This window comes from Psychrobacter sp. 72-O-c, from assembly GCF_904846605.1.
Taxonomy (GTDB): Bacteria; Pseudomonadota; Gammaproteobacteria; order Pseudomonadales; family Moraxellaceae; genus Psychrobacter.
Window position 1 is genome coordinate 55,376 of the sequence record NZ_CAJHBI010000013.1, and the last position, 25,138, is coordinate 80,513.

25 protein-coding genes are annotated in these 25,138 nt (G+C 41.9%); 7 read left to right on the forward strand and 18 right to left on the reverse strand.

The annotated features are described in order from the left end of the window. Positions 1 to 123 precede the first annotated feature (123 nt). Positions 124 to 1,035, reverse strand: a complete 912-nt coding sequence (gene ftsY / locus JMX97_RS13945; protein ID WP_320157739.1) for a signal recognition particle-docking protein FtsY — start codon at positions 1,033 to 1,035, stop codon at positions 124 to 126. Between the two features lie 849 nt (positions 1,036 to 1,884). On the opposite strand from ftsY, the gene JMX97_RS06565 reads away from it, so the two are divergent. The 4 genes from JMX97_RS06565 to JMX97_RS06580 all read left to right on the forward strand — a co-directional run bounded on the left by JMX97_RS06565 (position 1,885) and on the right by JMX97_RS06580 (position 5,629). Then, entirely contained in the window at positions 1,885 to 2,082 is a 198-nt protein-coding gene (locus tag JMX97_RS06565) for a hypothetical protein (RefSeq protein ID WP_201556340.1), read from the forward strand. A 97-nt stretch (positions 2,083 to 2,179) separates the two neighbouring features. Beyond that, positions 2,180 to 2,389, forward strand: coding sequence for a hypothetical protein (locus JMX97_RS06570; RefSeq protein ID WP_201556341.1), 210 nt, complete (start codon positions 2,180 to 2,182; stop codon positions 2,387 to 2,389). Positions 2,390 to 2,483: 94 nt separating this feature from the next. Further along, positions 2,484 to 3,980 (forward strand): M16 family metallopeptidase, encoded by a 1,497-nt coding sequence (locus tag JMX97_RS06575; protein WP_201556342.1) that lies wholly within the window; start codon positions 2,484 to 2,486, stop codon positions 3,978 to 3,980. 188 nt (positions 3,981 to 4,168) lie between these two features. After that, positions 4,169 to 5,629: a M16 family metallopeptidase gene (locus tag JMX97_RS06580; RefSeq protein WP_227671482.1), complete on the forward strand. Its 1,461-nt coding sequence runs from the start codon at positions 4,169 to 4,171 to the stop codon at positions 5,627 to 5,629. A 229-nt stretch (positions 5,630 to 5,858) separates the two neighbouring features. Here JMX97_RS06580 and JMX97_RS06585 read toward each other — a convergent pair whose 3' ends face one another. Beyond that, complete coding sequence (locus JMX97_RS06585; protein WP_227671483.1) at positions 5,859 to 6,887, reverse strand: D-Ala-D-Ala carboxypeptidase family metallohydrolase; 1,029 nt, start codon at positions 6,885 to 6,887, stop codon at positions 5,859 to 5,861. Positions 6,888 to 7,151: 264 nt separating this feature from the next. Between JMX97_RS06585 and rodA the strand changes: the two genes are divergently transcribed. Continuing rightward, entirely contained in the window at positions 7,152 to 8,291 is a 1,140-nt protein-coding gene (gene rodA / locus JMX97_RS06590; protein WP_201556366.1) for a rod shape-determining protein RodA, read from the forward strand. Positions 8,292 to 9,305: 1,014 nt separating this feature from the next. Then, positions 9,306 to 9,920: a septal ring lytic transglycosylase RlpA family protein gene (locus JMX97_RS06595; protein WP_201556343.1), complete on the forward strand. Its 615-nt coding sequence runs from the start codon at positions 9,306 to 9,308 to the stop codon at positions 9,918 to 9,920. 163 nt (positions 9,921 to 10,083) lie between these two features. Here JMX97_RS06595 and radA read toward each other — a convergent pair whose 3' ends face one another. From radA to JMX97_RS06650, 11 genes are all read right to left on the reverse strand, one after another. Continuing rightward, a complete protein-coding gene (radA, locus tag JMX97_RS06600) occupies positions 10,084 to 11,529 on the reverse strand; it encodes a DNA repair protein RadA (protein WP_201556344.1) in 1,446 nt (481 codons plus the stop codon). A 268-nt stretch (positions 11,530 to 11,797) separates the two neighbouring features. Then, a complete protein-coding gene (gene lptB, locus JMX97_RS06605; RefSeq protein WP_201556345.1) occupies positions 11,798 to 12,580 on the reverse strand; it encodes an LPS export ABC transporter ATP-binding protein in 783 nt (260 codons plus the stop codon). Between the two features lie 63 nt (positions 12,581 to 12,643). Next, the gene (gene lptA, locus JMX97_RS06610; protein WP_201556367.1) at positions 12,644 to 13,132 is read right to left on the reverse strand and encodes a lipopolysaccharide transport periplasmic protein LptA; all 489 of its coding nucleotides are present in this window, start codon (positions 13,130 to 13,132) and stop codon (positions 12,644 to 12,646) included. A 250-nt stretch (positions 13,133 to 13,382) separates the two neighbouring features. Next, positions 13,383 to 13,970 carry an LPS export ABC transporter periplasmic protein LptC gene (gene lptC / locus JMX97_RS06615; RefSeq protein WP_201556346.1) on the reverse strand — a complete coding sequence of 196 codons (588 nt, stop codon included), beginning with the start codon at positions 13,968 to 13,970 and terminating at the stop codon, positions 13,383 to 13,385. Further along, the gene (locus JMX97_RS06620) at positions 13,967 to 14,551 is read right to left on the reverse strand and encodes a KdsC family phosphatase (RefSeq protein WP_201556347.1); all 585 of its coding nucleotides are present in this window, start codon (positions 14,549 to 14,551) and stop codon (positions 13,967 to 13,969) included. Before JMX97_RS06620 ends, lptC begins: the two co-directional genes overlap by 4 nt. Before the next feature lie 68 nt (positions 14,552 to 14,619). After that, on the reverse strand, positions 14,620 to 15,612 hold the full coding sequence (locus JMX97_RS06625) for a KpsF/GutQ family sugar-phosphate isomerase (RefSeq protein WP_201556348.1): 993 nt from the start codon (positions 15,610 to 15,612) through the stop codon (positions 14,620 to 14,622). Positions 15,613 to 15,857: 245 nt separating this feature from the next. Continuing rightward, positions 15,858 to 16,409, reverse strand: a complete 552-nt coding sequence (gene hfq, locus JMX97_RS06630; protein ID WP_201556349.1) for an RNA chaperone Hfq — start codon at positions 16,407 to 16,409, stop codon at positions 15,858 to 15,860. Between the two features lie 456 nt (positions 16,410 to 16,865). Continuing rightward, on the reverse strand, positions 16,866 to 18,056 hold the full coding sequence (gene miaA, locus JMX97_RS06635) for a tRNA (adenosine(37)-N6)-dimethylallyltransferase MiaA (RefSeq protein WP_201556350.1): 1,191 nt from the start codon (positions 18,054 to 18,056) through the stop codon (positions 16,866 to 16,868). Positions 18,057 to 18,115: 59 nt separating this feature from the next. Next, positions 18,116 to 19,984, reverse strand: coding sequence for a DNA mismatch repair endonuclease MutL (gene mutL / locus JMX97_RS06640; RefSeq protein WP_201556351.1), 1,869 nt, complete (start codon positions 19,982 to 19,984; stop codon positions 18,116 to 18,118). A 108-nt stretch (positions 19,985 to 20,092) separates the two neighbouring features. Continuing rightward, positions 20,093 to 20,626, reverse strand: coding sequence for a tRNA (adenosine(37)-N6)-threonylcarbamoyltransferase complex ATPase subunit type 1 TsaE (gene tsaE / locus JMX97_RS06645; protein ID WP_201556352.1), 534 nt, complete (start codon positions 20,624 to 20,626; stop codon positions 20,093 to 20,095). Further along, positions 20,626 to 21,240, reverse strand: coding sequence for a 6-pyruvoyl trahydropterin synthase family protein (locus tag JMX97_RS06650; RefSeq protein WP_201556353.1), 615 nt, complete (start codon positions 21,238 to 21,240; stop codon positions 20,626 to 20,628). Before JMX97_RS06650 ends, tsaE begins: the two co-directional genes overlap by 1 nt. A 364-nt stretch (positions 21,241 to 21,604) precedes the next feature. Between JMX97_RS06650 and JMX97_RS13885 the strand changes: the two genes are divergently transcribed. Beyond that, positions 21,605 to 21,727, forward strand: a complete 123-nt coding sequence (locus JMX97_RS13885; RefSeq protein WP_265089439.1) for a hypothetical protein — start codon at positions 21,605 to 21,607, stop codon at positions 21,725 to 21,727. A gap of 203 nt (positions 21,728 to 21,930) precedes the next feature. Here the strand turns inward: JMX97_RS13885 and JMX97_RS06655 are convergent, their stop codons facing one another. The 5 genes from JMX97_RS06655 to JMX97_RS06675 form a co-directional block, all read right to left on the reverse strand. Next, positions 21,931 to 22,263: a YnfA family protein gene (locus JMX97_RS06655; RefSeq protein WP_201556354.1), complete on the reverse strand. Its 333-nt coding sequence runs from the start codon at positions 22,261 to 22,263 to the stop codon at positions 21,931 to 21,933. 12 nt (positions 22,264 to 22,275) lie between these two features. Beyond that, positions 22,276 to 23,118, reverse strand: a complete 843-nt coding sequence (locus tag JMX97_RS06660) for a PhzF family phenazine biosynthesis protein (protein ID WP_201556355.1) — start codon at positions 23,116 to 23,118, stop codon at positions 22,276 to 22,278. A gap of 68 nt (positions 23,119 to 23,186) precedes the next feature. Next, positions 23,187 to 23,648, reverse strand: a complete 462-nt coding sequence (locus JMX97_RS06665; RefSeq protein ID WP_201556356.1) for a methyltransferase family protein — start codon at positions 23,646 to 23,648, stop codon at positions 23,187 to 23,189. 131 nt (positions 23,649 to 23,779) lie between these two features. Next, positions 23,780 to 24,364, reverse strand: a complete 585-nt coding sequence (locus JMX97_RS06670; RefSeq protein ID WP_201556357.1) for an HD domain-containing protein — start codon at positions 24,362 to 24,364, stop codon at positions 23,780 to 23,782. Positions 24,365 to 24,641: 277 nt separating this feature from the next. Continuing rightward, entirely contained in the window at positions 24,642 to 25,007 is a 366-nt protein-coding gene (locus JMX97_RS06675; protein WP_201556358.1) for a cupin domain-containing protein, read from the reverse strand. Between the last annotated feature and the right edge of the window lie 131 nt (positions 25,008 to 25,138).

A 25,138-nucleotide genomic window follows, 5' to 3' on the forward strand; every position in this document is an offset into this window, starting at 1 on the left:
TCTCAAAATTAGCGCTATTTTAAAAACTAGACTTATAAACTTAGCCCAGAAGATGAGAATGACACCGCTTGTAACGGCGTCATCTTTTGGCTATTTACATCAATATAATACCTCTAGCCACCCTTATTCTTTCTCATCAGTCTCAAACAATGCCGCAACAAACTGCTTGGGACTAAAAGCACGCAAGTCATCAATCGACTCACCAACTCCAATATAACGAATAGGAACATCAGTGGTTTCAGCAATATTAAATACCACACCGCCTTTAGCAGTGCCATCTAGTTTAGTAATAGTAATACCCGTTAACGGCACTACTTTATTAAACAGCTCAACTTGATTAATCGCATTTTGTCCCGTACCCGCATCAAGGATAATCATGCCTTCGTGCGGCGCAGTAGGATCAGATTTACGCATCACGCGTACCACTTTTTCTAGCTCGGCCATTAAGTGGGTTTTATTTTGCAAGCGACCTGCAGTATCCGCTATCAGCACATCAATATTTTTAGCTTTGGCAGACTGCATGGCATCGAAGATAACTGAGGCACTATCCGAGCCGTGACCTTGAGCAACGACCGGAATATCATTACGATCACCCCAAATTTGTAGCTGCTCCGTAGCAGCAGCACGGAAAGTATCGCCGGCAGCCAGCATCACAGATTTACCCTCACCTTGTAAGCGCTTAGCAAGCTTACCGATAGTGGTGGTTTTGCCGACGCCATTGACGCCAACCACCAAAATAACGAAAGGTTTTTTGCTGGTATCAATTACAAGTGGTGCGACTTTCGGCGTTAGGATATCGACCAGTTCCGTTTGTAATGCTTTATATAAAGAATGCGCATAGATTAAATCGCCACGTGTCGTCTGTTCAGTCAAACTTTTGATGATACGATTGGTCGCATTTACGCCAATGTCAGCAACTAATAACTGATCTTCGACCTCTTCTAACAGCTCATCGTCAATTTCTTTACCGCCGATAAGGATACTCACCATACCTTCAGCCAAATTCTTACGTGACTTGGTCAAACCTGACTTCATACGGTTGAACCAGCTGCCCTTTTGACGACCTTGTGGCTCATTTTCTTGTTGAGTATCTTGCGGTTCAACTTCTTGTTCTGGCTCTGATTTAGACGGTTCAGCACTACTGCTTCTAGAATGAGCGCTTCCACTATCACCCAATTGCGCTTGTAGAGGCATTATTGGTATAGCAGGTTGCGCAGTCTCATTCTTCGGTTGGCTCGGCGCTGGACTGTCGCTAGGCGGTGTGCTTTCGGTCTCATTTTTGACTTCAGGTGATACAATCGGCGCACCCAAGGCTATATTTTCTACCCCATCTACGCTTGAAACATCTGTATTTGCCGCTTTGTCCTCTTTATTATCGAGATCGCGCTCTTCATAAGGCGCTTTGGGCTCAAAATCGTCAATAATGGGTACAGATTGCGCCGGCATGCTGGGTAAGGTAATATCATCGTCATCTAAATCATCAAGGCTACCATCAAGATTGATGACCACGCGATTGTTATTGTTTGGATTATTCATAAGCTTGCCCTAAAAGTTATCAAAGTCAGTAATCTGTTTATTGTTCAGTAAACTATTTGTTATAAAGACATTATCTGTATCATCCGAATGAGAGATGATTTTGTGCTAGTTTAGCATAATTCAGACTACGCTCATTCAACCTAATAACAGAGTGTTGAATAAGTGATACAAACCGTTTAAGAAAGCTTGGCTTAAGATTTGCACACAAAACTATGACCTTTAATACGTTAAACTTCGCTACAGTTTGCTAATCGTTATTTGGCTCTTACTCCGCTTTTATTCCGCTCTTATTCAAAGTTAAGTTATGATTCAGTGGTATTTTTCAACAGTCTTCTACTAGGAACTTTTATGTCATTAATTATTCAATCTAATTTGCTCAATCAGTCGTCGAACAGTCAAGCATCAAAATCAAACTCCAAAAAATGGATAGGTGTTAGTACAATACTTATTATAGCTGCGTTAGCGTTTTCAGCAACAGGCTGTGGCACCACACAAGAATTCAAGCCAACTACTAGCGTCATAGTCGGTGCTCATAAATCTTTATGACACTTCTTATTTCAAGATTTGGTTATTTTAAGATTTGATTATTGTACGTTTTAGCATTAATACATTCCATTATCATTTTATATAAGTAGACCTTATCATGTCATCTTCAATGCATTCACGCTTATCAAAACGCAGACGTTTATTGAAGAGCAAATATCAATTGAACGATGTCAAAAATGGAAAAGCTACTAAAATAACCTTTGCGCTTATTATCGCTGCTTTATCTTTTTCGGTGGTAGGTTGTAGCACACTGCAAGCACTTGAACCAACGGCCATTTTGATTTCTGATATAAAGAATTCTTTATAGTACAGCTTATTGCTATATTTTAAAGTTGCCGTATTTTAAAGTTGCTATGTTCAATCATCATTATTCAGTCGTCATTATTATAAGTAGAAATACCATGTCATCATCTAGAACCCTGCACATCGTTTGCACTTTGGCTTTATCTTTAGCATCAACCGCTACCCTCACCGCCTGTCAAACCAATAATTTTAAACAAACAGCACAATCTGATATGACATCAGTCGTGCCAGCGTCAGAAGCATCAAATTCGACTGATAAATCAGCCTTAGCTATAGATATGTCAGGCCGTCATGAATTTCAACTGGATAATGGTCTCAAAATTATCGTGAAGGAAGACCATCGCGCGCCAGTCGTGATGACCCAGATTTGGTATCGCGTGGGTTCGGCGGATGAACCTCTTGATAAGGGAGGCATCTCGCATTTACTTGAACATATGATGTTTAAAGGTACAAGCGATGTATCAAGCGATGACTATGAGCGCTTGATTGCTAAATTTGGCGGGGTAAATAATGCCTTTACCAGCTACGACTATACGGGCTATTACGAGTTATTTCCGGCCAATCGTCTGCCATTAGCGCTTGAATTAGAAGCGGATCGTATGACTAACCTGATCTTTAATGCCAAAGAATTTACCAAAGAGCATCAAGTGGTTATGGAAGAGCGCCGCCAACGTACCGACGATAATCCGCTTGCCAAGGCTTATGAATCGTTTCGCTTGTTAGCTTTACCTGATAGTCCTAAAGGCGAGTCGGTTATCGGACCAATGGCAGAGCTTGAATCGATTAAACTGGCAGAGTTAAAAGACTGGTATAAAACCTGGTACACACCGAATAACGCCACTTTAGTTATTGTGGGTGATGTTGAGCCACAGGAGGTCTTAACGCAAGTCAAACGCTACTTTGGCGACTTATCTACCAGTAAACTACCAAAGCGTCCAGCAGTTAGCCAACAAGGATTTCGTGGTTATAAGCAAGTCAGCTCCGAGCAAGCGGTACAAGTTCCGGTCTTATTGATGGGTTATAACGTACCCAGTTTACTGACCGCTGGTGCAGAGGGTGAAAAACAAGCCTACGCCTTATCGCTTGCGCAAGACGTGTTAGATGGTGGTCTGTCTGCACGCCTAGAGAGTAGATTAATACGAGACCAAGGACTATTGACTACCGTTGGTACGTCTTATAACTTACTGGATCGTGGTGATGGGTTGTTTTTGATTCAAGCAACACCGCGTGAAGGCGTGAGCTTAGAACAAGCGCAGCAGGCTATCATGACTGAAATTAATAAGCTTGCCACTGACCCTATTGAAGCCGATGAAATCAGCCGCGCAAAGACCAATACTGTCACCGGACTTATCTATGCTCAAGACAGTATGGAAGGGCAAGCACAGATGATTGGTTCACTGCAATCTATCGGGCTTGATGACCGACTCCTTGCCTCTTTGCCTGCCAAACTTGATAAGGTAACAATTGCTGATATCAAAGCCGCTAGCAAAAAATATTTAGTAAAAGATAATCTGACGGTTATGCATATTGTACCGCCTAAAGATGAAACAGTAACTGACAAGGTAAAAACTGACAAAGTAGAGTCAAACAACTAAGAGAATCACCTGCTTTTTTTACACTTCATACTTGATTACTAGTTACCTATTTAACGCCCAGTCGCTTTTTTAATAAGAAGACAGTTATGACTCATAAAACTTCTAAATTCACGACAAAGAAAACAGCTCTAGCCCACATACCAAAATCAACACGGTCAACAGTTTCTAAATTTAAGCAGCTGTCCTATATGAGTATGGGTATAGCTATAGGCTTAGCAACGTTGGCTGTTCCCGCTTACGCAGACACGGCTATGACAGATAATCGTGCGCCCACAACTGCCATCTATGCCAATGCACCTATTGCAGCGTTGTCGAAACTGAGTAGCCTTGATAACGTCAAACCTTTACAAGTGACCGTGCCGAATGTTGAACATTTTAAAACCACAGCGGGCGTTCCAGTGTCTTTTGTACGCGCGGCAGCATTACCTATTGTCGATATAGATTTACGCTTCAATGCTGGTAGCGCCCGTGATGGTAATATACGCTCAGAAGGCTTTGGTATTGCCAATATGGCCGCTACCATGCTCACTCAAGGGTCACAAAGCTTAGACGAAAATGAATTTACTCGCGCAGTTGAGACTTTGGGTATCAATCTAAACAGCAGCGCTTATAAAGATATGTTTATCGTTTCACTACGTAGCCTATCCGATGATGAACATCTACTGCCGGCTATTGACTTGATGACTCAAATGCTGACTAAGCCGTCCTTTGATCAGCAAATTCTCGCGCGTAATAAAGCGCGTTTGTTGGTTGGATTGCAGCAGCAAAAACAGGACCCCGGCAGCCTCGCTAGCCTTGCCTTCAACCAAGCATTATATGGTAAACACCCCTACGCTCACCCTTCTTCCGGTACGCTTGAAAGTGTGCCTAGTATTGAACGAAAAGATCTAATTGATTTTCAAAATCGCTATTTAGTGGCTGCTAACGCCTCTCTTGCAATGACTGGCAATTTAACTTTAATTCAAGCTAAAAAACTTGCTGAAGATATTACTGTTAATTTGTCTATGGGACAGGCGGCAGCTGTTTTGCCCGAGCCTAAGCCACTCGATAAATCACAACATATCCATATTCCGTTTCCCAGTTCTCAAACCACGGTATTAATGGGGCAATTGGGTAGTAAGCGCGCCACTGATCCTAAGGCTCAGCAACAACAAACTAACTTTGCCGTTGGTAATGATGTATTGGCAGGTGGTGATTTTAACGCCCGCCTAATGACCGAAATTCGCCAAAACTTGGGTTATACCTACGGTATTTCAGGCTCCATGAGTCCAATGCTGGCTCGCGGCCCTTACCAAATTGGCTTTTCAACACGAAACGATAAAGCACAGGCGGCTATTGACGCCAGTTTAGAGGTGATTAATGACACTTTGGATAATGGCATCACTAGCGCTGAGATGCGCCTAACGACAGACAATCTAAAGAATAGCTTTCCGATGAGTTTTGCGAGTAATGTGGGGATTAATGGTTTATTGGGAATGATGAATTTTTATCAATTGCCAGACAGCTACTTGACCGATTATGTCAGCCGTATTGACCAAGTACAGTTATCAGGAGTAAACCAGACCATGCGCGATACCCTTGATCCAGATAAGTTTTTGATTGTAACGGTTGGACAAGACGATCCTTGGAAAAAAGAACCTAATAAGTAATCTTTTAAAAAAACAGTAGTCATATAAAGACAGTAGTCATATAAGTAGCAGCTTACATAGATAGGCGGCTATTCTCTAAGATAGAGTTAGTCCAATTTGGAAACGGTACAGTGCTACTGGGATAAATTTTTTGATCAGCCTACCAAACCTCTTTTTAGTACTCTTAGGTCAATTTTATGACTCATTCTAATAAGATTACTTGATTTATTTTCATGGATATTAGTGTGGGTTAGTAATGACAAGCAGAGCTGCTACTGGTGTGATTAAAGCCCCATTTCCGATAACCGTCAGTATCTAAGTGAATAGCACCGGTTGAATAGAGCCCAAGCCCAAAGTTGCGAGACTCGCCTTGGTATTGCCAAAACTGACATAACCCATCCTGCATGTTACTGAGTTGCCATAAGTTAGCTTCGTATTCGGGCACCCAGATATCTATAGCGCCTGCGGTCATGTGTTTACTTCCATTGGCCCCTCCCGCGCAGTCATTGAGTCCTGGACTGCGATATACTGAACGAATCTCGCTACTTGCCGGTAGGATTCCTTGATTTTTTAATTCACTATATAGCCGTAATGTGGGCACGACATTTGACCACAGCTCTTGCGGTGGCAACTGATAAGGCTCATAGCCGCATTTGTCCCAGCTACGGGCAGTAGTGAGCAGCTGAGAGAGTGGCGGAACATTTTGAGCACCTACCTGTGAGCTGAGATAACGCTGGTAATTAGCGACTTGTTGGCTACGGTAGCTATTGCTATTAAGCCATGTATTGAAATCGATGCTGGCAGAATTGTTATAGGTATTGTTGCTAGTGCTGTAAGTGCTGTTATGACTTGGCGTGCGCCTACTAGTATTAACGCGCTGACTTTCTTCTATCGATAGCTTGGCGTCGAACTCAAACTCACGCTGTTTTTGTTGGATCAGCCCTTGCATACTATCGCCATTTAGAATAGTAACGCCAGCGCTATGATTTGCTGAAGCAGTTGAAGGCGTGATATAAGCATTACTGCTGCTACTGTTATTACTGCTGCTACTGCCATGACGCACTTCGATACGGCGCTCGCTATTATCACTTATGATAGCCGCATGAACACTGATGCTACTGGCACTACTCGCAAAAACAAGTAATGTAATGCCAAACTTCATGGCAGCAGAAATAGGGGGATTCAAAGGTAATACCGATGCTGATTTTGGCAGCTTATTATCAGTCTTATCAACAGAGTTATGACTATGCCTAAGGACAAAGTTTTTTACATTTATCATTGCGTGCCACTATCAATAAAAACATTTTATCGATACTATCAAATTTTGAACAAGCAGGCTAAACTATCGCCTTCAATAAGCCACAACACGTTTGTTAGTAACACTTATCCTTATTATTTTCATATTTATGTTACTTTCTTACCATCACGTTACTTTGTTCGTTATGATTTATTGAAATCAATGTGTTATTGCCACTGATTTATAGCTGGTTGTTTTCTTAACACTACCCTTTCTTTAACACCATTCTTCAGCCCTATTTTGCCTATGTCTTCTAGCCCGCAGTATCGATTTTCACGCCAGAGTCATCATTTTAGTCAACGTCATGAACCGACGCTATGGCAGCGCATTCATATTGATCCTTGGTTGACCCTACTCTTACTAACCATTTGCTGTATTGGCTTGACGATTTTATACAGTGCTTCGTCTCAAGATAGCAGTATGGTCATCCGCCAGATAGTCAGTTACGGTGTCGCGTTTACAGTCATGTTTGCTATGGCGCAAGTGCCGCCCAGTATTTATCGCACTTTTACCCCCGTATTTTATGTTTTAGGGTTGGTACTGTTGGTACTGGTCGACATTATTGGCGAGGTACGGATGGGCGCGCAGCGCTGGATTAATTTGCCAGGATTTGGCAGTGTGCAACCCTCGGAATTTATGAAGCTTGGCATGCCGATGATGTGTGCGTGGTTTTTATCCAAGCGCGATCTACCGCCGTCGCTATCAAGTGTCGCAATAACGTTAGGTCTTATCGTTATTCCTGTGTTGCTAATTGCTAAAGAGCCTGATCTTGGTACCTCACTGCTAGTGGCAGCAAGTGGTATTTTTGTGTTGTTCTTAGCGGGGCTGTCATGGCGGATGATCTCAGGTGCGCTGGCTCTATTAATACCCTTTGTAGCCTTTGCTTGGCAATTCCTATTACATGACTATCAGCGCACACGGGTACTGACGTTGTTTAATCCAGAAGCTGATATTCAAGGTGCTGGCTGGAATATTATTCAGTCTAAAACCGCTATAGGTTCAGGCGGTCTTACTGGTAAAGGTTATCTAGAGGGTACGCAGTCGCATCTACACTTTTTGCCTGAAGGACATACTGACTTTATTATCGCGGCCTTCTCTGAAGAATTCGGTCTATTTGGTGTCATGCTACTGATGTTCGTTTATGCTTGCTTATTATCGCGCGCATTATACATTGCCTTCACTCACCCCGATACCTATAGCCGATTGCTGGCAGGCGCGATTGCCATGTCATTCTTTGTTTATGTGTTTGTTAATGTTGGCATGGTCGGCGGTATTCTGCCGGTCGTTGGTGTTCCTCTGCCGTTTATTAGTTATGGCGGCACCGCGGTCGTGACTTTGATGGCTGGATTTGGCTTGCTGATGTCAATTCATACCCATAGACCATAATTTATCACTTCTGATCTAATAACTAATGAACGAGGTCAACAAGAAATAGTGAGGAATATAGTCGGTTCATTTTAAGACTCAAAATGATTTAAGATAGCTTTAGTATGACTTTATCTCTAAGCCTGAAATGGTTCTTGCTTCTGAGAAGCATAACCAAAAGTCATCAAATAAGAACATTTAAAGCAGCAAATTAATCGAATGAAGTAAGTAAAATATCAATATGTAAAGGTGAATTAATAAGAATTCTAAAGCTTAAAATAAGATGATTTAAGCCAATTTAATATTTTATTATTATTGCTTGTTTGTACCTTTTTTAAATAATATTTTAAAAAAATCATAGTGATATCAAGGTTATTATCCCCGTAAGTATTTGTTATTGTTACACTAATATATTTAATAGTCACGCTTTATCATCTTAATGGCGTCCTTACTGTCAAGCCATACTGGGAATATATTAATACTTGTTTTTTACAAACATTTGCGTTATTCTCGTTTAACTGTACTTTGATACATAATCCGTACATAGCCACTAAGAAAGTTAGCATTTAATTATATTTTGGTTATAGCTTATCCGTATAGTTAGCAACTGATAGATTTTAAGCTTTCAAATACACTACTTAGTTAACAGTTTACTAACAGTAGTTAAATGAAACACTATTTAAACCATTTAGTGATTTAAAATAGTTTGTCTATTAAATAAACATATTGTGTTGCCAGTACTGATTTTGTTAATATTCTCTAGTGCTGATAATACGAATATTGTTAATTATCATTAAGCATGTCATTAGCGTTCGCTGGTACCTATTACCGTTTGCAAACCTATGATAACCAAATAAAAAACTTACCATACTTTAAAACCTATAAAAGCCAGTACTCACTACTAATATTTATAAACAATAATGGATTGAGTCAGACGCTTTAGAGTATGCGGCATCGTTAGATTAATCTGATATTGCCACGCTCAACCTAAGATTCTTAGAATTAGGTTTTAATGTATAAGCTATAGAGGTATTTATGAATAAGCGTTTATCTGGTTTACTTGCAATGTCAGTATGTTTATTTACTGGTTCTGTAGTAGCCTCTAATGCAAATGCAGTAGAAACAAAAACCGCCCTTGCAACGTTGTCTCAAGATAACGCCTCCCATATAGATCGCGTACTTGGCGAGCTTACCCGACAGCATGACAGTGCGTCAAGCTTGGTTAAATCTGCCCGTCAACCAACATCATTAGCACTTAACAGTTCATTGTTAGCCAAAGATACTACGCAATTAACCAACGACGAAGACGTATTAGAACGTCTCACTGCAGTAGCGTCTAATTCGGTAAGCAAATTTAAGCAAACGGGCTTAGCCTCTTGGTATGGTCGTAAGTTTCATGGTCGCAAAACGGCCAGCGGTGATACCTTCGATATGAATGCCTTAACCGCGGCTCACCGTTCACTACCATTAAACTGTTATGTTAAAGTGACCAATAAAACAAATGGTAAAAGTGTGGTTGTCAAGGTTAATGACCGTGGTCCGTTCTCAGGTAACCGTGTGATGGATTTATCTTATGGTGCTGCCAAGCAATTAGGGATGACTGCCAAAGGTGTTGGTAACGTCTCAATTGAACGCGTTTCAGGACCCTAGTTTTAAAGAATCAACTGTCTACACAGAATCAAAATAAAAAAGCGCCTAACTTATTAGCTAGGCGCTTTTTTATTTTGATTCCTGATCTTTTAACTGTAAATCACTTTTTTTAGATTTGGATGATCTGATTATCAATAATTATTCAAATATGGACGTCCATCTTCTATAATTCAAACGCACGTTCGATAGCATCATCAAGTCGTTCTACGGCAATCACATTAATACCTTTAAACTGCGGAGCATTAGCGGCAGGCGCATTAGACTTAGGAATGATAGCGTGCTTGAACCCATGCTTCATGGCCTCTTTTAGTCGCTCTTGTCCGTTGGGGACAGGGCGAATTTCACCGGATAAACCCACTTCACCAAAGACTGCTAATGAAGACGGTAGTGGTTTTTCTTTAATACTAGAAGCACAAGCCAATAATACAGCCAAATCAGAGCCGGTTTCAATCACCTTGACCCCGCCAACGACATTCACATAGACATCTTGTCCGCTGGTATGGATACCACCGTGACGATGCATCACAGCCAGCAGCATCGATAACCGCTGAAAATCAAGACCTAACGCCATACGTCTTGGCTGTCCTTGTGAGTCGTCAACTAAGGCTTGTACCTCGACTAATAGTGGACGCGTACCTTCGCGGCTGACCATCACTACGGAACCAGCAACGGGTTTATCATAGCGACTTAAAAATATAGCTGATGGATTGGCTACTTCTTTGAGCCCCATATCGGTCATACCAAAAATACCCAGCTCATTAACCGCACCAAAGCGATTTTTGACCGCACGAATCATACGAAAACGTGAATCAGACTGACCTTCAAAGTACAAAACAGCATCTACCATATGTTCGAGCACGCGTGGACCGGCCAGCGTACCTTCTTTGGTCACATGACCAACTAAAAATAGCGCAGTGCCCGTTTGCTTGGCATAACGAGTCAGAATAGAAGCAGACTCACGAATTTGACTAACTCCTCCTGGTGCTGAATTGATCGCATCCGTATAGATGGTCTGAATGGAGTCAATAATAGCAATAGCAGGCTGCTCTTGGGTTAATGCCGCACAAATGGTCTCTACATTAGTCTCAGCCAATACTCGCAATCTATCTGCTGGCAGATCTAAACGCCTAGCACGCATAGCCACCTGCGCGAGTGATTCCTCACCAGTTACGTAGAGCGCGCTACCTGCCAATGAATCAGCACGTGCCATATTAGTGGCCGTTTGTAGCAATATGGTTGACTTGCCAATGCCCGGATCACCGCCTATCAGCACCACAGAACCCGCGACTAATCCACCACCAAGCACGCGATCAAACTCACCAATCCCTGTCGACATACGCGCATCTAACGACACGCTAACCGCATTGAGCGGCATGACCGCACTGTGTGTACCAGAATAGTTCCCCGCAGGTGCGGTGCTACCATCTGCATTTCGAGGAGCTGCGCGACCAGCATTAGGCTTAGCGGTATTTTTATTATGATGCGGCATGCTGACATTAGGCGCTTCAACTAAACTGTTCCATTCGCCGCAATCAGAGCACTGCCCGGCCCACTTACCAAAATGAGCACCGCAGTGCTGGCAGACATAGCTACTTTTATTTTTTGCCATAGTATATGAGCCTTATTCAGGATAACCATTAAAAATGAATAATAGAATATTGCTACGCTTGCATAGGTAGCGGTTTATAAAAAGACAACAGCTTAAGAGAAACAACCGTTTATGGGAGGCCAATAATTGATAGTAAGGACAGTTGTTATTACTGTTTAAGGTAAACAACTATAGTGAAGAAGGCTAGTTATGTTGAGTATAAGAACACGTTGGGCAAGACTGGTTTCAATAAATGCAGAAAAACAAAGCTAGGTATCAACTCAACAACTTACACCTGAAAATCTTTACCTAAGTAAACGCTTTTTACCAAATCATTGCCTAACACTTCTTCCGATGTGCCCTCAGCAATAATAGAGCCTTCTGAGACAATATAAGCTTTTTCGCAAATAGCTAGCGTATCGCGGACATTATGATCCGTAATTAGTACGCCAATGCCACGATTTTTTAAAGCCAAAATCACGTCTTTAATATCATTAACAGAGATAGGGTCAACCCCAGCAAAGGGCTCATCTAATAAAATAAACTTAGGGTCAGCTGCCAAGGCACGCGCAATCTCACAACGGCGGCGCTCTCCACCTGAGACACTCATACCTAGTGAATTACGGACATGCTCTAAATGGAACTCACCAATTAATTTTTCAAGCTCTTGACGCTGCTCAGCGGCGCTCAGTTCTGTACGAGTCTGCAAGATAGCTAAGATATTATCTTCAATGGACAACTTGCGAAATATAGAGGCTTCTTGTGGCAAATAGCCAATACCGGCACGCGCACGCTCATGCATAGCATATTTGGATAGGTCCATTTTACCTAAAGTGACACGGCCTTTATCCATGTTGACCAGACCTACTACCATATAAAAGCTGGTGGTCTTGCCTGCACCGTTAGGACCTAATAACCCAACGACTTGTCCTTGCTCAACGGAGAATGAGACATCCTTAACAACCCAGCGTTTGCCATAGCGCTTACCTAAATTTTGCATCGTTAAACGCGCGACTGGGGCAGCATTACTATTGGTTGATGCTAAATGGTCAATATTTTTATTATCACTCATAACTTACCCATGCTATTACAAAATTTAAGCAATGATGCATACCTATATATTCATGTTCGTTGCCTAACGAATGCTGCTTTGACTGTTACTATTACTAGGTGGGAATACCAGCTCAACGCGCTGATTACCGCCAGCAGTGGCTTCTACATCGCCTGCTTTTAAGCTATAGCGAATGACATTACCTGCAAAACTCGCACCATTTTGAACCAGTTTGGCATTACCAGTTAAAGTAATGATGCCCGTCACCGCATTATAATCAATTTTATTGGCTTGCCCTTTAGCCAGTCCTTTCTCTTGAGTGACGACCTGTTGCATGGTTGCTGGACGTCCAGTCGCTACCGCTGAGTTAATGCTGCGACCCTGTGATAAATTCACCGTAATATTATCAGCAGTCATCTTGAACGTACCTTGGGTAATGACCACAGTACCAGAATAGCTAGTAATACCGGTACTTTCACTATAAGTCGCTTTATCTGCTAACAGTTTGATTTGCTGGTTGGCATCTGAGGGCAGCGCATGACTATACAGTGGTAAGGCTAATAGCATTACCATCGGCAGCGCACGCAAACCCTGCGGTAGTTGAATGGATCGGTTAGATGGTGAGCGCAAAGCAGGCAAAAAGTTAAATTTCATAAGAAGTTACTCGTTTTATAATTAGTAATAGGGTCTGCAAGCTTCATGCTCTCGGCTATCTTCAAGCCTAGCTTTAAATTAAAGCGTAATATCTGTTTTTATAGGAATTCTTTATAAGCATTCTTTACAGGCATTAGGAACATCTGGAACATCATTAACATTGTAGCCATCAAAATAACGCCTTATCCTGACGTTCAGCCGGGGTAAAAGTGACTGCCACCTGCCCAAATTCATATTCGCCCGTTTCGAGATTGGCTTTCATACTGGAAGCCTCAAACCGGTTCATACCCTGTTCAACTTTGACGGGCGCCTCACTATAAACTTGTCGAGACTTGGTATTACCTTTAAGCGTTTGACCAATCACTTTGATGGGCTCAATGTCTGATGTCTTGTCAGCTTTGTCTTCACTGATTAGAGTGAAACCACCTGACAAACGTAACTCGCCCGTTTGCTGATTGATGGTGGCACTGCCTGCCTGAATCAGGTAGCGTTGCTCATCTGAAGGCTCCCAGTTCATGGTAATACCCGACATCTCATCCTGATTGGTTACTGGATTGTGCGTTAAGGATTCAGCATTGAGCTCGTACTCGGTCTCGCCTTGTTCGTTGGTTTGTACCGCCTTAATATCTGTGGCCTCATAATCAACATCTGAGGCTTCTGTATTGACCGGCGGCGATATCTCCCCTTGCTGCTGAAAAAACCAACCGGCGATACCAGCAATAATCAAAGCTAAGACGATTAGAACACGCGTATTCACGACAAGTTATCCTGTGTGTTGGCTTGAGTATTGCTAAGGGTTTTAGTCTGCGCATCATCAAGCGTATAGTGCGCAATAAATTCTTGATAATGGCCATGACCTTTTAGGATTAAATCACAGACTTCACGTACTGCCCCAGTGCCACCTGCGCGCGTGGTGACCATATCACTACGATTAATCACCTCTGAATGCGCGTTCGGCACGGTAGCCGCAAAGCCTACGCTTTGCATCGCCTTAATATCAGGCAAATCATCACCCATATAAGCACAATCGGCGGCAGTGACGTCAAGGGTTGAGAGCAACTCATTTAGAGCAATCAGCTTATCATCACGATCTTGTACCACATAATCCACACCCATCTCAGCGGCGCGCTTATTGACCATAGGACTGCTACGACCGGTAATAATAGCCGTTAAAATGCCATAACGTGCCAATGATTTCACACCCACACCATCTTGTACCGAAAACGCTTTAGTCTCTACCCCGTTAGTATCATAGATAATCTGACCATCTGACAAAATACCGTCGACATCCATAACCAGCAGCTTTACTTGGCCCGCTTTTTTTATTAAGTCTTGCATAATATATCTCTTGTTAAAGGCTGTTTCTTAGGCATTGTTGATTATGAGTTGGGATTGACGCTATTTGTCTATTTTACACCCGCTTTTAGTAAATCGTGCACAGTAATAATAGCTTCTAAGCGTCCCTGCTCATCGATGACCAATAACTGACTGATAGCATTTTCGTTCATTACGCTTAGAGCATCAGAAGCACGCATGGTTTTACTGACTTGACGTGGATTAGTAACCATTACCTCACCCATCGGCGTTTTAAGGTCCATCCCCTTCTCAAGGCCTCGGCGTAAGTCACCATCAGTAAATACACCAATGACTCTTTCTGCCTCATCGGTCACAACCGTCATGCCCAAACGTCCAGCGGACATGATAAACAAAGCTTCTCGTAATGGGGCTTGCTGATTGATTAATGGCAAATTCTCTGCAGTGGTATGCATTAGATCTTCAACTCGGGTCAATAGCTGACGCCCAAGTGCACCCGCAGGATGCGATAAGGCAAAGTCCTCTGAGGTAAAGTCACGGGCATGTACTAATGCAACTGCCAGCGCGTCTCCTAATGCCAAGGTAGCAGTGGTACTTGAGGTGGGAGCTAGATTTAATGGACACGCTTCTTGTGATTTACCCAGTGTCAGCACGATGTCAGCCGCCCGGGGTAGCATGCCGCGCTGATCACGACTGATACTAATCAGCGGAATACTCAAGCGTTTAACCACTGGCAACAGCATCTTAATTTCATCCGATTCACCAGAGTTTGAAATGGCAAGCAGTACATCGCCTTTTACCAGCATCCCTAAATCGCCATGCCCCGCCTCACCAGGATGCATAAAAAAAGAAGGCGTTCCGGTAGAAGCAAAGGTGGCGGCTATCTTGCGGCCAATCAACCCAGATTTACCCATGCCTGTCACCACGACTCGACCTTCACAAGCCAAAATAATATCGCAGGCCTGCGCAAATCGATCATCTATTTGTTCAATCAATAATGCCAGCGCTGCCTTTTCAGTATTGATAGCGTCAATAGCCGTACTGATAAATTGGTCGTGAGTTAGCTTACATGGACGGTCAATCATGGGTCGGCTCAATGTTTGTAATGAATCAATGACATATTTTACTATATTATAGTAAACATTAATAATATAGCGCAAAATCTATAACAGCGCAGCAGCAGTCATTAATTATACGGCTACTCATATTAGAAAGACCCACTATAATAGCAGGTCCTTCTTTAATAAATGATGCATTAATAATGGATGCTTAAGTAAAGCGCTTATTAAATAACCTCTTTATTTATCTGACGTTATTTAATTCTCATTATTTAGCTATCGTTAGACTCATCTTTTGGTTTATCTTCAGTGCTCGCATCGTCTATCGAGCTATCAAAGCCACGATCTTGGCCAAAACCGCCGCGCTCAAAACCACGATCTTGGTTTTGACCAAAGCTACCGCCTTCAAAGCCGCGATCCTGACCCTGGCTGAAACCGCCACGATTAAAGCCACTGCGATTAGATGCAAAGCCACGCTCTTCGAAGCCGCCACTAGCGCTATCAGCATTACCGGTACCACGCTCAAAACCGCCGCTCATACCACCACCTTGATACCCGGCTGCACTTGTACTTTGGGCTGGCGTGCTGCTGCCTGTTGCTGTCGTTGTGCTGCTACCACGAGGGTTACGCGCTGGCACAACGGTTGATATGGCATGTTTATATACCATTTGGCTAACCGTGTTTTTGAGTAGTACCACGTATTGGTCAAATGATTCAATCTGACCTTGTAATTTAATACCATTAACTAAAAAAATAGACACAGGAATGCGATCTTTTCGCAGCGAATTCAAGAACGGATCTTGTAGGGTTTGTCCTTTTGACATGAAATCTCTCCTAAATTATATGTATAATTATTTGAATAATCGTTATTTTAAGTGCTGGTTTAATTATAATGGTTGGTGGCAGATACAATAGTAAGTTTTATTAATAGAACGTATCTAAATAAGCACTGAATCTTCTTAAGTAAATCTACTTTATCGTGAATACCCTGTTATTGTAAATAATTAAGTAACCACTTGTTTCTATAATAGTTTTTATTGACAATCATCAATCTACGCTAATTGATAATGGCAGCAATTGATCCGTATAAACTAGCATTTTAACGATTTTAAATTATAACAGCTATATGACTTGCACTTTGAAATTTATTGTCATTCATTTTTTTATCTCTTCATAAAAGCATTTATCGCTAATACTCTTTGCTCTTTAAAATCTTCAACCACAAACAATGGTTAATATAAATAGTTATTAGCGTAGACAGTCGTTAGTGTAAACAATTATTAAAACAAGTAGTCTCTTGCCTGCGTCATCGTGGTAAAGGACTGTAACATTATCTTGTTGTTCATATTACTATTTACAGTGTTATTTACATCGTCAAATGTCTCAGATAATATCGATGATTCTGACAGTAGACTAGGTAATTGGATCAATTTTCGTAACCAAGTGTACTGACGTTTTGCCAGCTGTCTTGTAGCATATAATGCCTTATTCTGCATTTGATGACAAGCAAGCGCCTCAGTCTGACTGTTGGGCGTCAGTGGGTGTACAGTTTGTTTTGGCGTATTATTTTGCTGGCCTTGCCTAGAATTTGTTTCATCAAATTGCTCAAAGGTGGCATAAAACAACGCCTTATTCAAATGCGGCTGCTCAAATATCGGATGATCGGTATGCACAAGATATTCTAATACCTGACGGTAACCAACGCAGCGCATTGAGGGCATATTTGGCGTGAGTGGATAACGCTCAAGTAGACTAATAACCTCAGCGACCAGCTCCTCTTGCCACATTATATCAAGCCGTTGCGCAATACGGTCGTGTAGCCATGCACGATCTGGCATTACTGTTAGCGCATGCCACTGCTGTTTAGGATTATGAGCCAATGCTCGTTTGGGCTTACGCTGCCAGTCACTAATTGGTATCTCCGTTTGTAGGTACACTTCAACAGCTCGAGTGATACGCTGAGTATCATTAGGTTTTAGCCGCTGATGCGTGATGGTATCAACCTTACTCAGATAATCATAAAGGACGCTGATACCTTCAGCCTGTCGCCATTGTTCGACCTGTGCACGCACGCTATCGTCACTATCAGGTACAGGCGATAATCCATCAAGTAGCGCCATGTAATACATCATAGTACCGCCCACCAGTAGCGGGATTTTACCGTTTTGATGGCAGTCATCGATAAGACGAGCAACATCATTGACAAACTCGGCCACACTATAGCTCTGCATGGGATCAATGATATTCACTAAATGATGTGGATAACGTTGCAGCTCAGCAGACGTTGGTTTGGCTGTACCGATATTCATATCTCGATATATCAGCGCCGAATCTACCGAGATGAGCTCATAGCGCCCTGTGTCATACAATTCATAAGCAAGGGCGGTCTTGCCACTAGCGGTTGGTGCCATCAAACACACCACACTATTATCAGCCAAAGTATGAGATAAGCTATCAGATAGTGGTTGCATACACTGGCCTTTTTATAATCGTACTGGTAGTCATAATAAGTGTGATAATTTACGATATTTTACGATGACGCAGATAATAGCATGACTTTGAGTAGCTGCTCGGTATTGATAATAGAATGAGCATTATTACTCAGCGCTTGTTCAAGGGTGGCTTTAAATTCTGCTAACTGTTGAGCCGATATTTGCTTCGCATAGCTATTTATTTGCTGATTAACTGTAGCCGCGCTAACTGGCTTATCTTTTTTCTTAGATAGCTTTTGTTTAGAAAATGGCTTTTCATCTAAAACATGTGCATATGGTTTAGCCTGAAACAACTCTAGCCAAACTTGTTGCCAACGCTGTTCATTGATGAGCAAACATTGACCTTGGCTATAAAACAACAGCCATGGCAATAGTGATAGATTATTACTCTCGGTTATAGGAACTGAAGTAGTTTGAAAACTCTTCGATAAATCACTAATAACGTCCAAACAATACGGTAAAGACGAATGGTTAAAGGTGGATACAACCGTATCGGTGATAGCGTTGTTATTGGTACTGCTATTGGTGCTATTAGCATTGGTAGTAACGTCTGGTGTTACGTTGGCGGCTTCTACTTGCTGGCCTGACAATATATTATTAGTACTAAAATCTGACAGTTTTATTGATCTTTTTTTGGTTGATTGATTGGTGTCTGATAGCTGATATTGAGACTGTGGCGCGTGAACTTGCTGGCGTGAATTTGCCTTTTTGAATAAAGAATCTTGATTTGATTCTTGCTTTGAAGATGCTGCGCGGGTTAACGATTGCGGGATATTAGTATTTGTTCTTGTAATAATACTTTTAAGTTTAAGACTAATAAAATGACTCAAATGCGCCATGATGTTATTTAATGGGCTGATTTTAATACGCTGCTTAGTCGGATGCACATTAACGTTAAGCCAATGGTTGGGTAGCTCAAAATACAGCGCATACCCAATACCATCAAGCTGGGCACTACTTGCAAGCTGGCGTAGTTGGTTGCTGATAAGCGCTTCTTTAACCAAACGTCCATTCACATACAGCAGTTTTGGCGACGATGGTTGCGAGGTTTGATTGATCTGATTAGTAATCACAGGCCATAACCAACCGCTGATAGTGGCTTGTTTGTCAGAATAGCCAGCTGAAGCATTCGAGTCGTGTGAAAGGCTAGATAAATCTACCATTACTTCCAGTGCATTATCAGTTAATGAAAGCCCTAGTGCTTGCTCAAGACGCGATAATGGTAGATAGCTATCGTTACTGTCTACTGTGTTGCCAACTGGACTGCCAATTGAAGTTGATGATAATGTTAAACGTTTTTTTTGATCATGATAAAGGCTTAGTGTCACATCCGCGCGCGCCAATGCCACCTCACGAACGATGGTTTCAATATGAGTAAACTCAGTACCAATGGACTTCAGGTTACCGCGCCGAGCCGGTACGTTAAAGTATAAATCTTTTACTGTAATCGTTGTACCTTGAGTATGCACAACAGGCGTCAGTGTTGGCGTATTAGCCAACACGCCAGCCACTCGTAGCTGACGGCCAATGCCACTGTCATCATGACTACTGGTCAGCGTCAAACGCGCAACCGCTGCCGTTGCTGCAAGCGCCTCACCACGAAATCCTAACGTACTGATACCATGCAAATTAGCAATATCAGCAACTTTGCTGGTCGCATGGCGAGTAACCGCCATCACCATGTCATCAGGATGAATGCCAACACCGTTATCCACGACCTCAATCATACCCATGCCGCCTTGGGTAATCCGCACTTCAATACTGGACGCACCGGCATCAATTGCATTCTCCAAAAGCTCTTTGACTACAGCTGACGGACGTGTCACTACCTCACCGGCTGCCAATTGATTAATCAAAAGCGGTGATAGTTTTGTGATACGGGTATTAGAATTATTATTATCTGGCATTATGGAGGTCATATATATTTTGAAGCACTATTCTTTAGCTACTAATAATTTTGAATACTAATAACTCTAAAAACCAACGGTTATTAGAAACTAGCTTTTACCAACAGACTAATTTTTCAATGTTGATAAATCTAAGCCTTGCGCTTGTCCTGCTCGTGACAGTCTTAGCTCAACTTTCCGTGATTCTTTATCACCTTCAACACTGTCACCTTGAGTCATCTCAATAAACAAAGTTGGTGGTGGCAGGTAGCTATCAGCTCGGCTAGGCCATTCGATAATGACCAGTGCATTCGGCTCATCCAAATACTCGTCAAAACCAATAAATGACAGCTCTTCCGGATCTTGTAGGCGGTACAAGTCGGCATGATAAATAGGCTTAACCGTCCCATTACTTTGCTGAATATGGTATGGCTCTACCAAAGTATAGGTTGGGCTTTTTACCGCGCCCGTGTGACCCAGAGCTTGTAACCAGTAGCGTGTTAGAGTTGTTTTACCCGCACCCAAATCACCTGCCAACCATACACTACCTGATAGCGACAAATTGGCTAACTGCTCTGCTAAACGCTGAGTATCGCTTTCTGAATGCAGTGTTAACGTTATCGACTGTTGGTTATTTTTGGAGAGCTCATTACCATCAGACATTAGGCTGTACCTACATCATTTGTAGAAACTTGCATAGTCACCGATGGATTAACAAAACGCTCACCGCGAATCAGTTTGGCATACAGCTCTGGATCATGCCATTCACTACTGACTTGCGAGCTAAATTCAAAGGCATCAAGCTCCAGTTTACCCATTTGATCATTCGCCACATCATCGGCAAAGCACTGCGCGTAACCGGTTGCCGTTTCGTGAGCAATCACCGAATATACAGCGACATCAGCTTCACCATTTTGCATTTGGGTTTGCTGTAATATTTGCTGCGCCCAGAAAAATATCACTCGAGAAAACTGCTCAGCGGATGGAGATACAGGCAAACTAATCCAGCGGGCACTGAACTTTTTGCAAGCGGCGACATACTCAGGATCGTCTTGATTCCAAAAACAAATTGCATGATCAAAGCTGTCAATAATGTCTTTAATAGAGGACTTTAACAGACCAAAATCATAGACCATCTGTCCGTGGTCTAAACGGGTTGCTTCAAGAATCAGCTCAATTTGATAGCTGTGACCATGAATGGAGTGCTTGCAGCGCTCAGAGCTGCAGTTGCGGACGATATGAGCATTTTCAAATTTAAAAAGTTTACGGATACGCATAATAATAAATCAACCAAAATAGTGAGCATTATCGTGTAGTGAGCATGATCTTGCTAAATAGCAATTAATAGTAAGAACAATAATTTTTTTGCCGAACCTAATAGTCGGCTCATTGCCTATTATAGCAAACTACCATGTATCCGTAAGTAAGCGCTTATCAACGCTGTCGTCTATTTAACGGGCAGTAGCTAGCTATTAATCAACCTTCAGGCTATACTGATTTTGCTAAATATTAACGATGCTGCACAGTAACTGCATATCATAGTAATAAACAGCACTTATAATAAAATACCATAGAAAAGCCCTTAGGTTGGCTCAAACCAGCTTTAAAGGTTTCATAGGTTACCTCAGAAGGAATGTGATCATGAGTAAAGGTCAAGACAGTAAAAAGAACGTAAAAAAGAAGCCGCTTTTAACCGCAAAAGAAAAGAAAGCGGCTAAAAAATCGAAGAAAGATGATAACACTAGTATATTAGGACAACATTAAGTAAGACTGGCCACCCAAAGACGATTGACCACAGTTGCTTAAGGTGGCCATTACCTACCTCGTTAGATTAGATCTCACCGCACGTTCCGTTATCTTATAATAAGCTTCATCATTTATTACAACATCACAATCTCACCGTTTATTTTCAGTATCAAAATCCTAAACACGCTAATCGTATTTATTAGCTATTTTTGACAGTAAAGCTATGTACCACGCGGCGCAAACATAATAATAGCCATACCTAAAAGCGCCACCGCAGATCCTACTATATCCCATAGGGTTGGCCGAATGCCATTAACAGTCCACAACCACAGAATTGCCATAGCGACATAAACCCCACCATAGGCGGCATAAACTCTACCCACAGCGGTTGGATGCAGTGTCAGTAGCCATACAAAAGCCACCAAACTAAGCACGCCTGGAACCAGAAGCCAGATGGTTTTACCTTCTCGCAGCCAAAGATAAGGTAAGTAGCAGCCGACAATTTCCGCTAGCGCAGTGAGAATAAAAAGGCCAACTGTCTTTAACTCAGGCAAAGCAACTTACTCCTAAACAGTAATAAACCCAGTAAGATACTGTATTGCGTTACCAGAAATCAGCACTCTATCACCTGCAACGACACAGTTAAGTACCCCGCCTCGACTTGAAGCTTGATACGCTACCAATTCATTTTTACTCAGACGCTCTGCCCAAAGTGGCGCCAAACCCGTATGAATTGAGCCCGTCACTGGATCTTCATCGCCGCCATTTGCTGGCCAAAAGTACCTTGAGATAAAATCGTAACCATCATATTCACCTAACTCAGACTGGCAAGTAACCACCACATCTAGCGGCGCAAGCTGCTTAAGCATCTCATTATTACGCACCACAGATAAAACGTCAGATGCAGAATGATAGACAACAAAGTAAGCCTGAGAATTACGGTAGACCTCAACAGGAGCAATGGACAAACCCGCTAATAAACTGTCAGGAATATCTTCAATTTTCTCGGGCTTAGTATTGGGAAAATCCATTTGTATTTTGCCATCGTCCATTTGCACAACTGACAATATCCCAACGGCTTTCGCTAAAAATTTAATCGTTGCTAAATTTGGGTTCTTTTTAAACAAAACAAAGGCAGAGGCTAAGGTTGCATGACCACAAAAATCAATCTCAGTAAGTGGCGAGAACCAGCGAATATGATAAGTAGCTATTTTATCTGACTGGTCCTTGTTATCTAACGAATCTGACTTATTCGCTACTAAAAAGGCGGTCTCAGATAGGTTGTTTTCCATAGCAATCGACTGCATTAAATCATTGCTTAACCAGCTATCTGTGATGATAACGGCTGCTGAATTGCCTTTAAAAACGATATCCGTGAAAGCGTCAATAACGTTAATTTCGAGTTGCATTTTTTATCCTTTGATAATTCTTAATACCTAGATACTTTACTTTAATATTTAAACAATTTTGTTAGCTCTTAAATCCAACGACGTACACGCGCTACATAAGCTCGATACTTATCACCAAACTTCTTCGCCATAACCCTTTCTTCTGGTTGAATTTGAAAGTGACTTATATAATTGATAAAAATGGGAATGAGAGCAAACGCTAATAAGTTAGACAGATACAGCGCCCAGCCTAACAAAATAAGCACCAGCCCCACATACATAGGATTGCGCGTATATTGATAAATACCGCTGGTCACTAGATTGGTAGAATTCTGCGGCACATGCGGATTAACAGTGGTTTGGGCTTTTTTAAACTCAGTGACTCCCGCAATACCAATACCCAACCCTGCAATAGTTAGAATACCGCCCAGCCAAGCCGACCCAATTAGTGAAAACTGCAATGCTGGAAATATTCTGGATACCCCATACATCACAGCCCCTATAATGAGGACTTGCAACGGCGGTGGAACTTTAAGCTCTAAAGAGTTCATAATGTCACCGTATAAAATTTGTCAATATTGAGCCTTAAACTATACGCTATTCTGTTGTAGGCATTAAATGAACAGCCGTCTAACTAGGAATAAAATACTTAAGCCAATTCTTATTGTCGTTAGTACAATTATCAAGAGTTCTGTAGCCAACCTTCTTGTACCGCTATCTCAATGTTATCAAGCATCCATGAGTGGATTTCAGGAAAGTCATCGGCAATGAATGCATGTGCTGTTGATACTTGAGATTTTTTTATTCCGAGCTCTCGCCAAGTTTTACCTTCGCTAGAAATATTATGTAGAAAAGGCAGCATTCTATCTACTACCTTAAGCAGCTTGGTCTCTAAGCTATTGCCGGTTTCTTGCTCTTCCCACAATTCAGAAAGCTCAGTAACAGCATTGCCTGGGTGGCTTCTTAAGCGTTTAACACCTCCTCGCTCAGCGGTATGCGCGGTACTTCTATCGCTGGCATAAAGAAAGGTATCACCAGCGTCGATTTCACCTAAGTCATGGATTAGTGCCAGTTTCAGTAATTTTTCTTCAGAGATATCAAGGCTAAAACTTCTTGAAATTGACCAACAAGCCATAGCCAAATGCCATGAATGTTCAGCAGAATTTTCGAGGCGCACTCCACCATCAATATAGGTACGACGGTTAATAAGCTTTAAGGCATCAAGTTCAAGAAAATACTTTGTAATCGCTACTAAATCATTCGACAATGTAAATTCCTTTTTGAATCAATAATTAGGTGTAATGGGCAAAACTCTATACCCTACTGTAGGTCTATGCCGATTCATAACTGGACGTCTGCATTAAATCATTTTATGATTATATTTAATGACCGTTTAAGCAAGCATTTAATCTAAATCGTAGTTACACAGAATTCGGGATGGGCTTCTAAAGAGCTATACCCGTACAGAGTATTAAAAGGATGGCGATTTGATAACTCCTTCCTTAAACCCTATAACTTTGGCTTACTTGTAGTGGTCAACTTAGTTAAATCCAAACATCATCTGCCGCTGTTTTATCACCTACCTTGTTTCCAGTATTAACAACACCTTTTGGTTCGATAATTAGAATCTTAGCTTCACTCTCGGCAAATGGTTTGTGCTCGATACCTTTTTTGACCACATACATCTCGCCTTCATCAAGACTCACATGACCATCCCTAAAATCAATCCTAAGACTACCTTCGAGTACCATGAAAACTTCATCAGTCTCTTTATGCTCGTGCCAAACAAATTCGCCTTGCACTTTGACCACTTTAAACTGATAGTCATTCATCTCTGCAATAACCTTAGGCGACCACTGCTCGTTGAACAGGTCAAACTTGGCTTTTATATTTGTCGCGTCATAACTCATACTAATACCAAACCCATAATATATAGTATAATTCAGCTATGACTATACCAACATATACCCTAAAAGATCATGACTTTGGCAAACTCTCGAAGACCGAGAGTAACCCCAGAGCTCGCCAACGTCTCCTTATT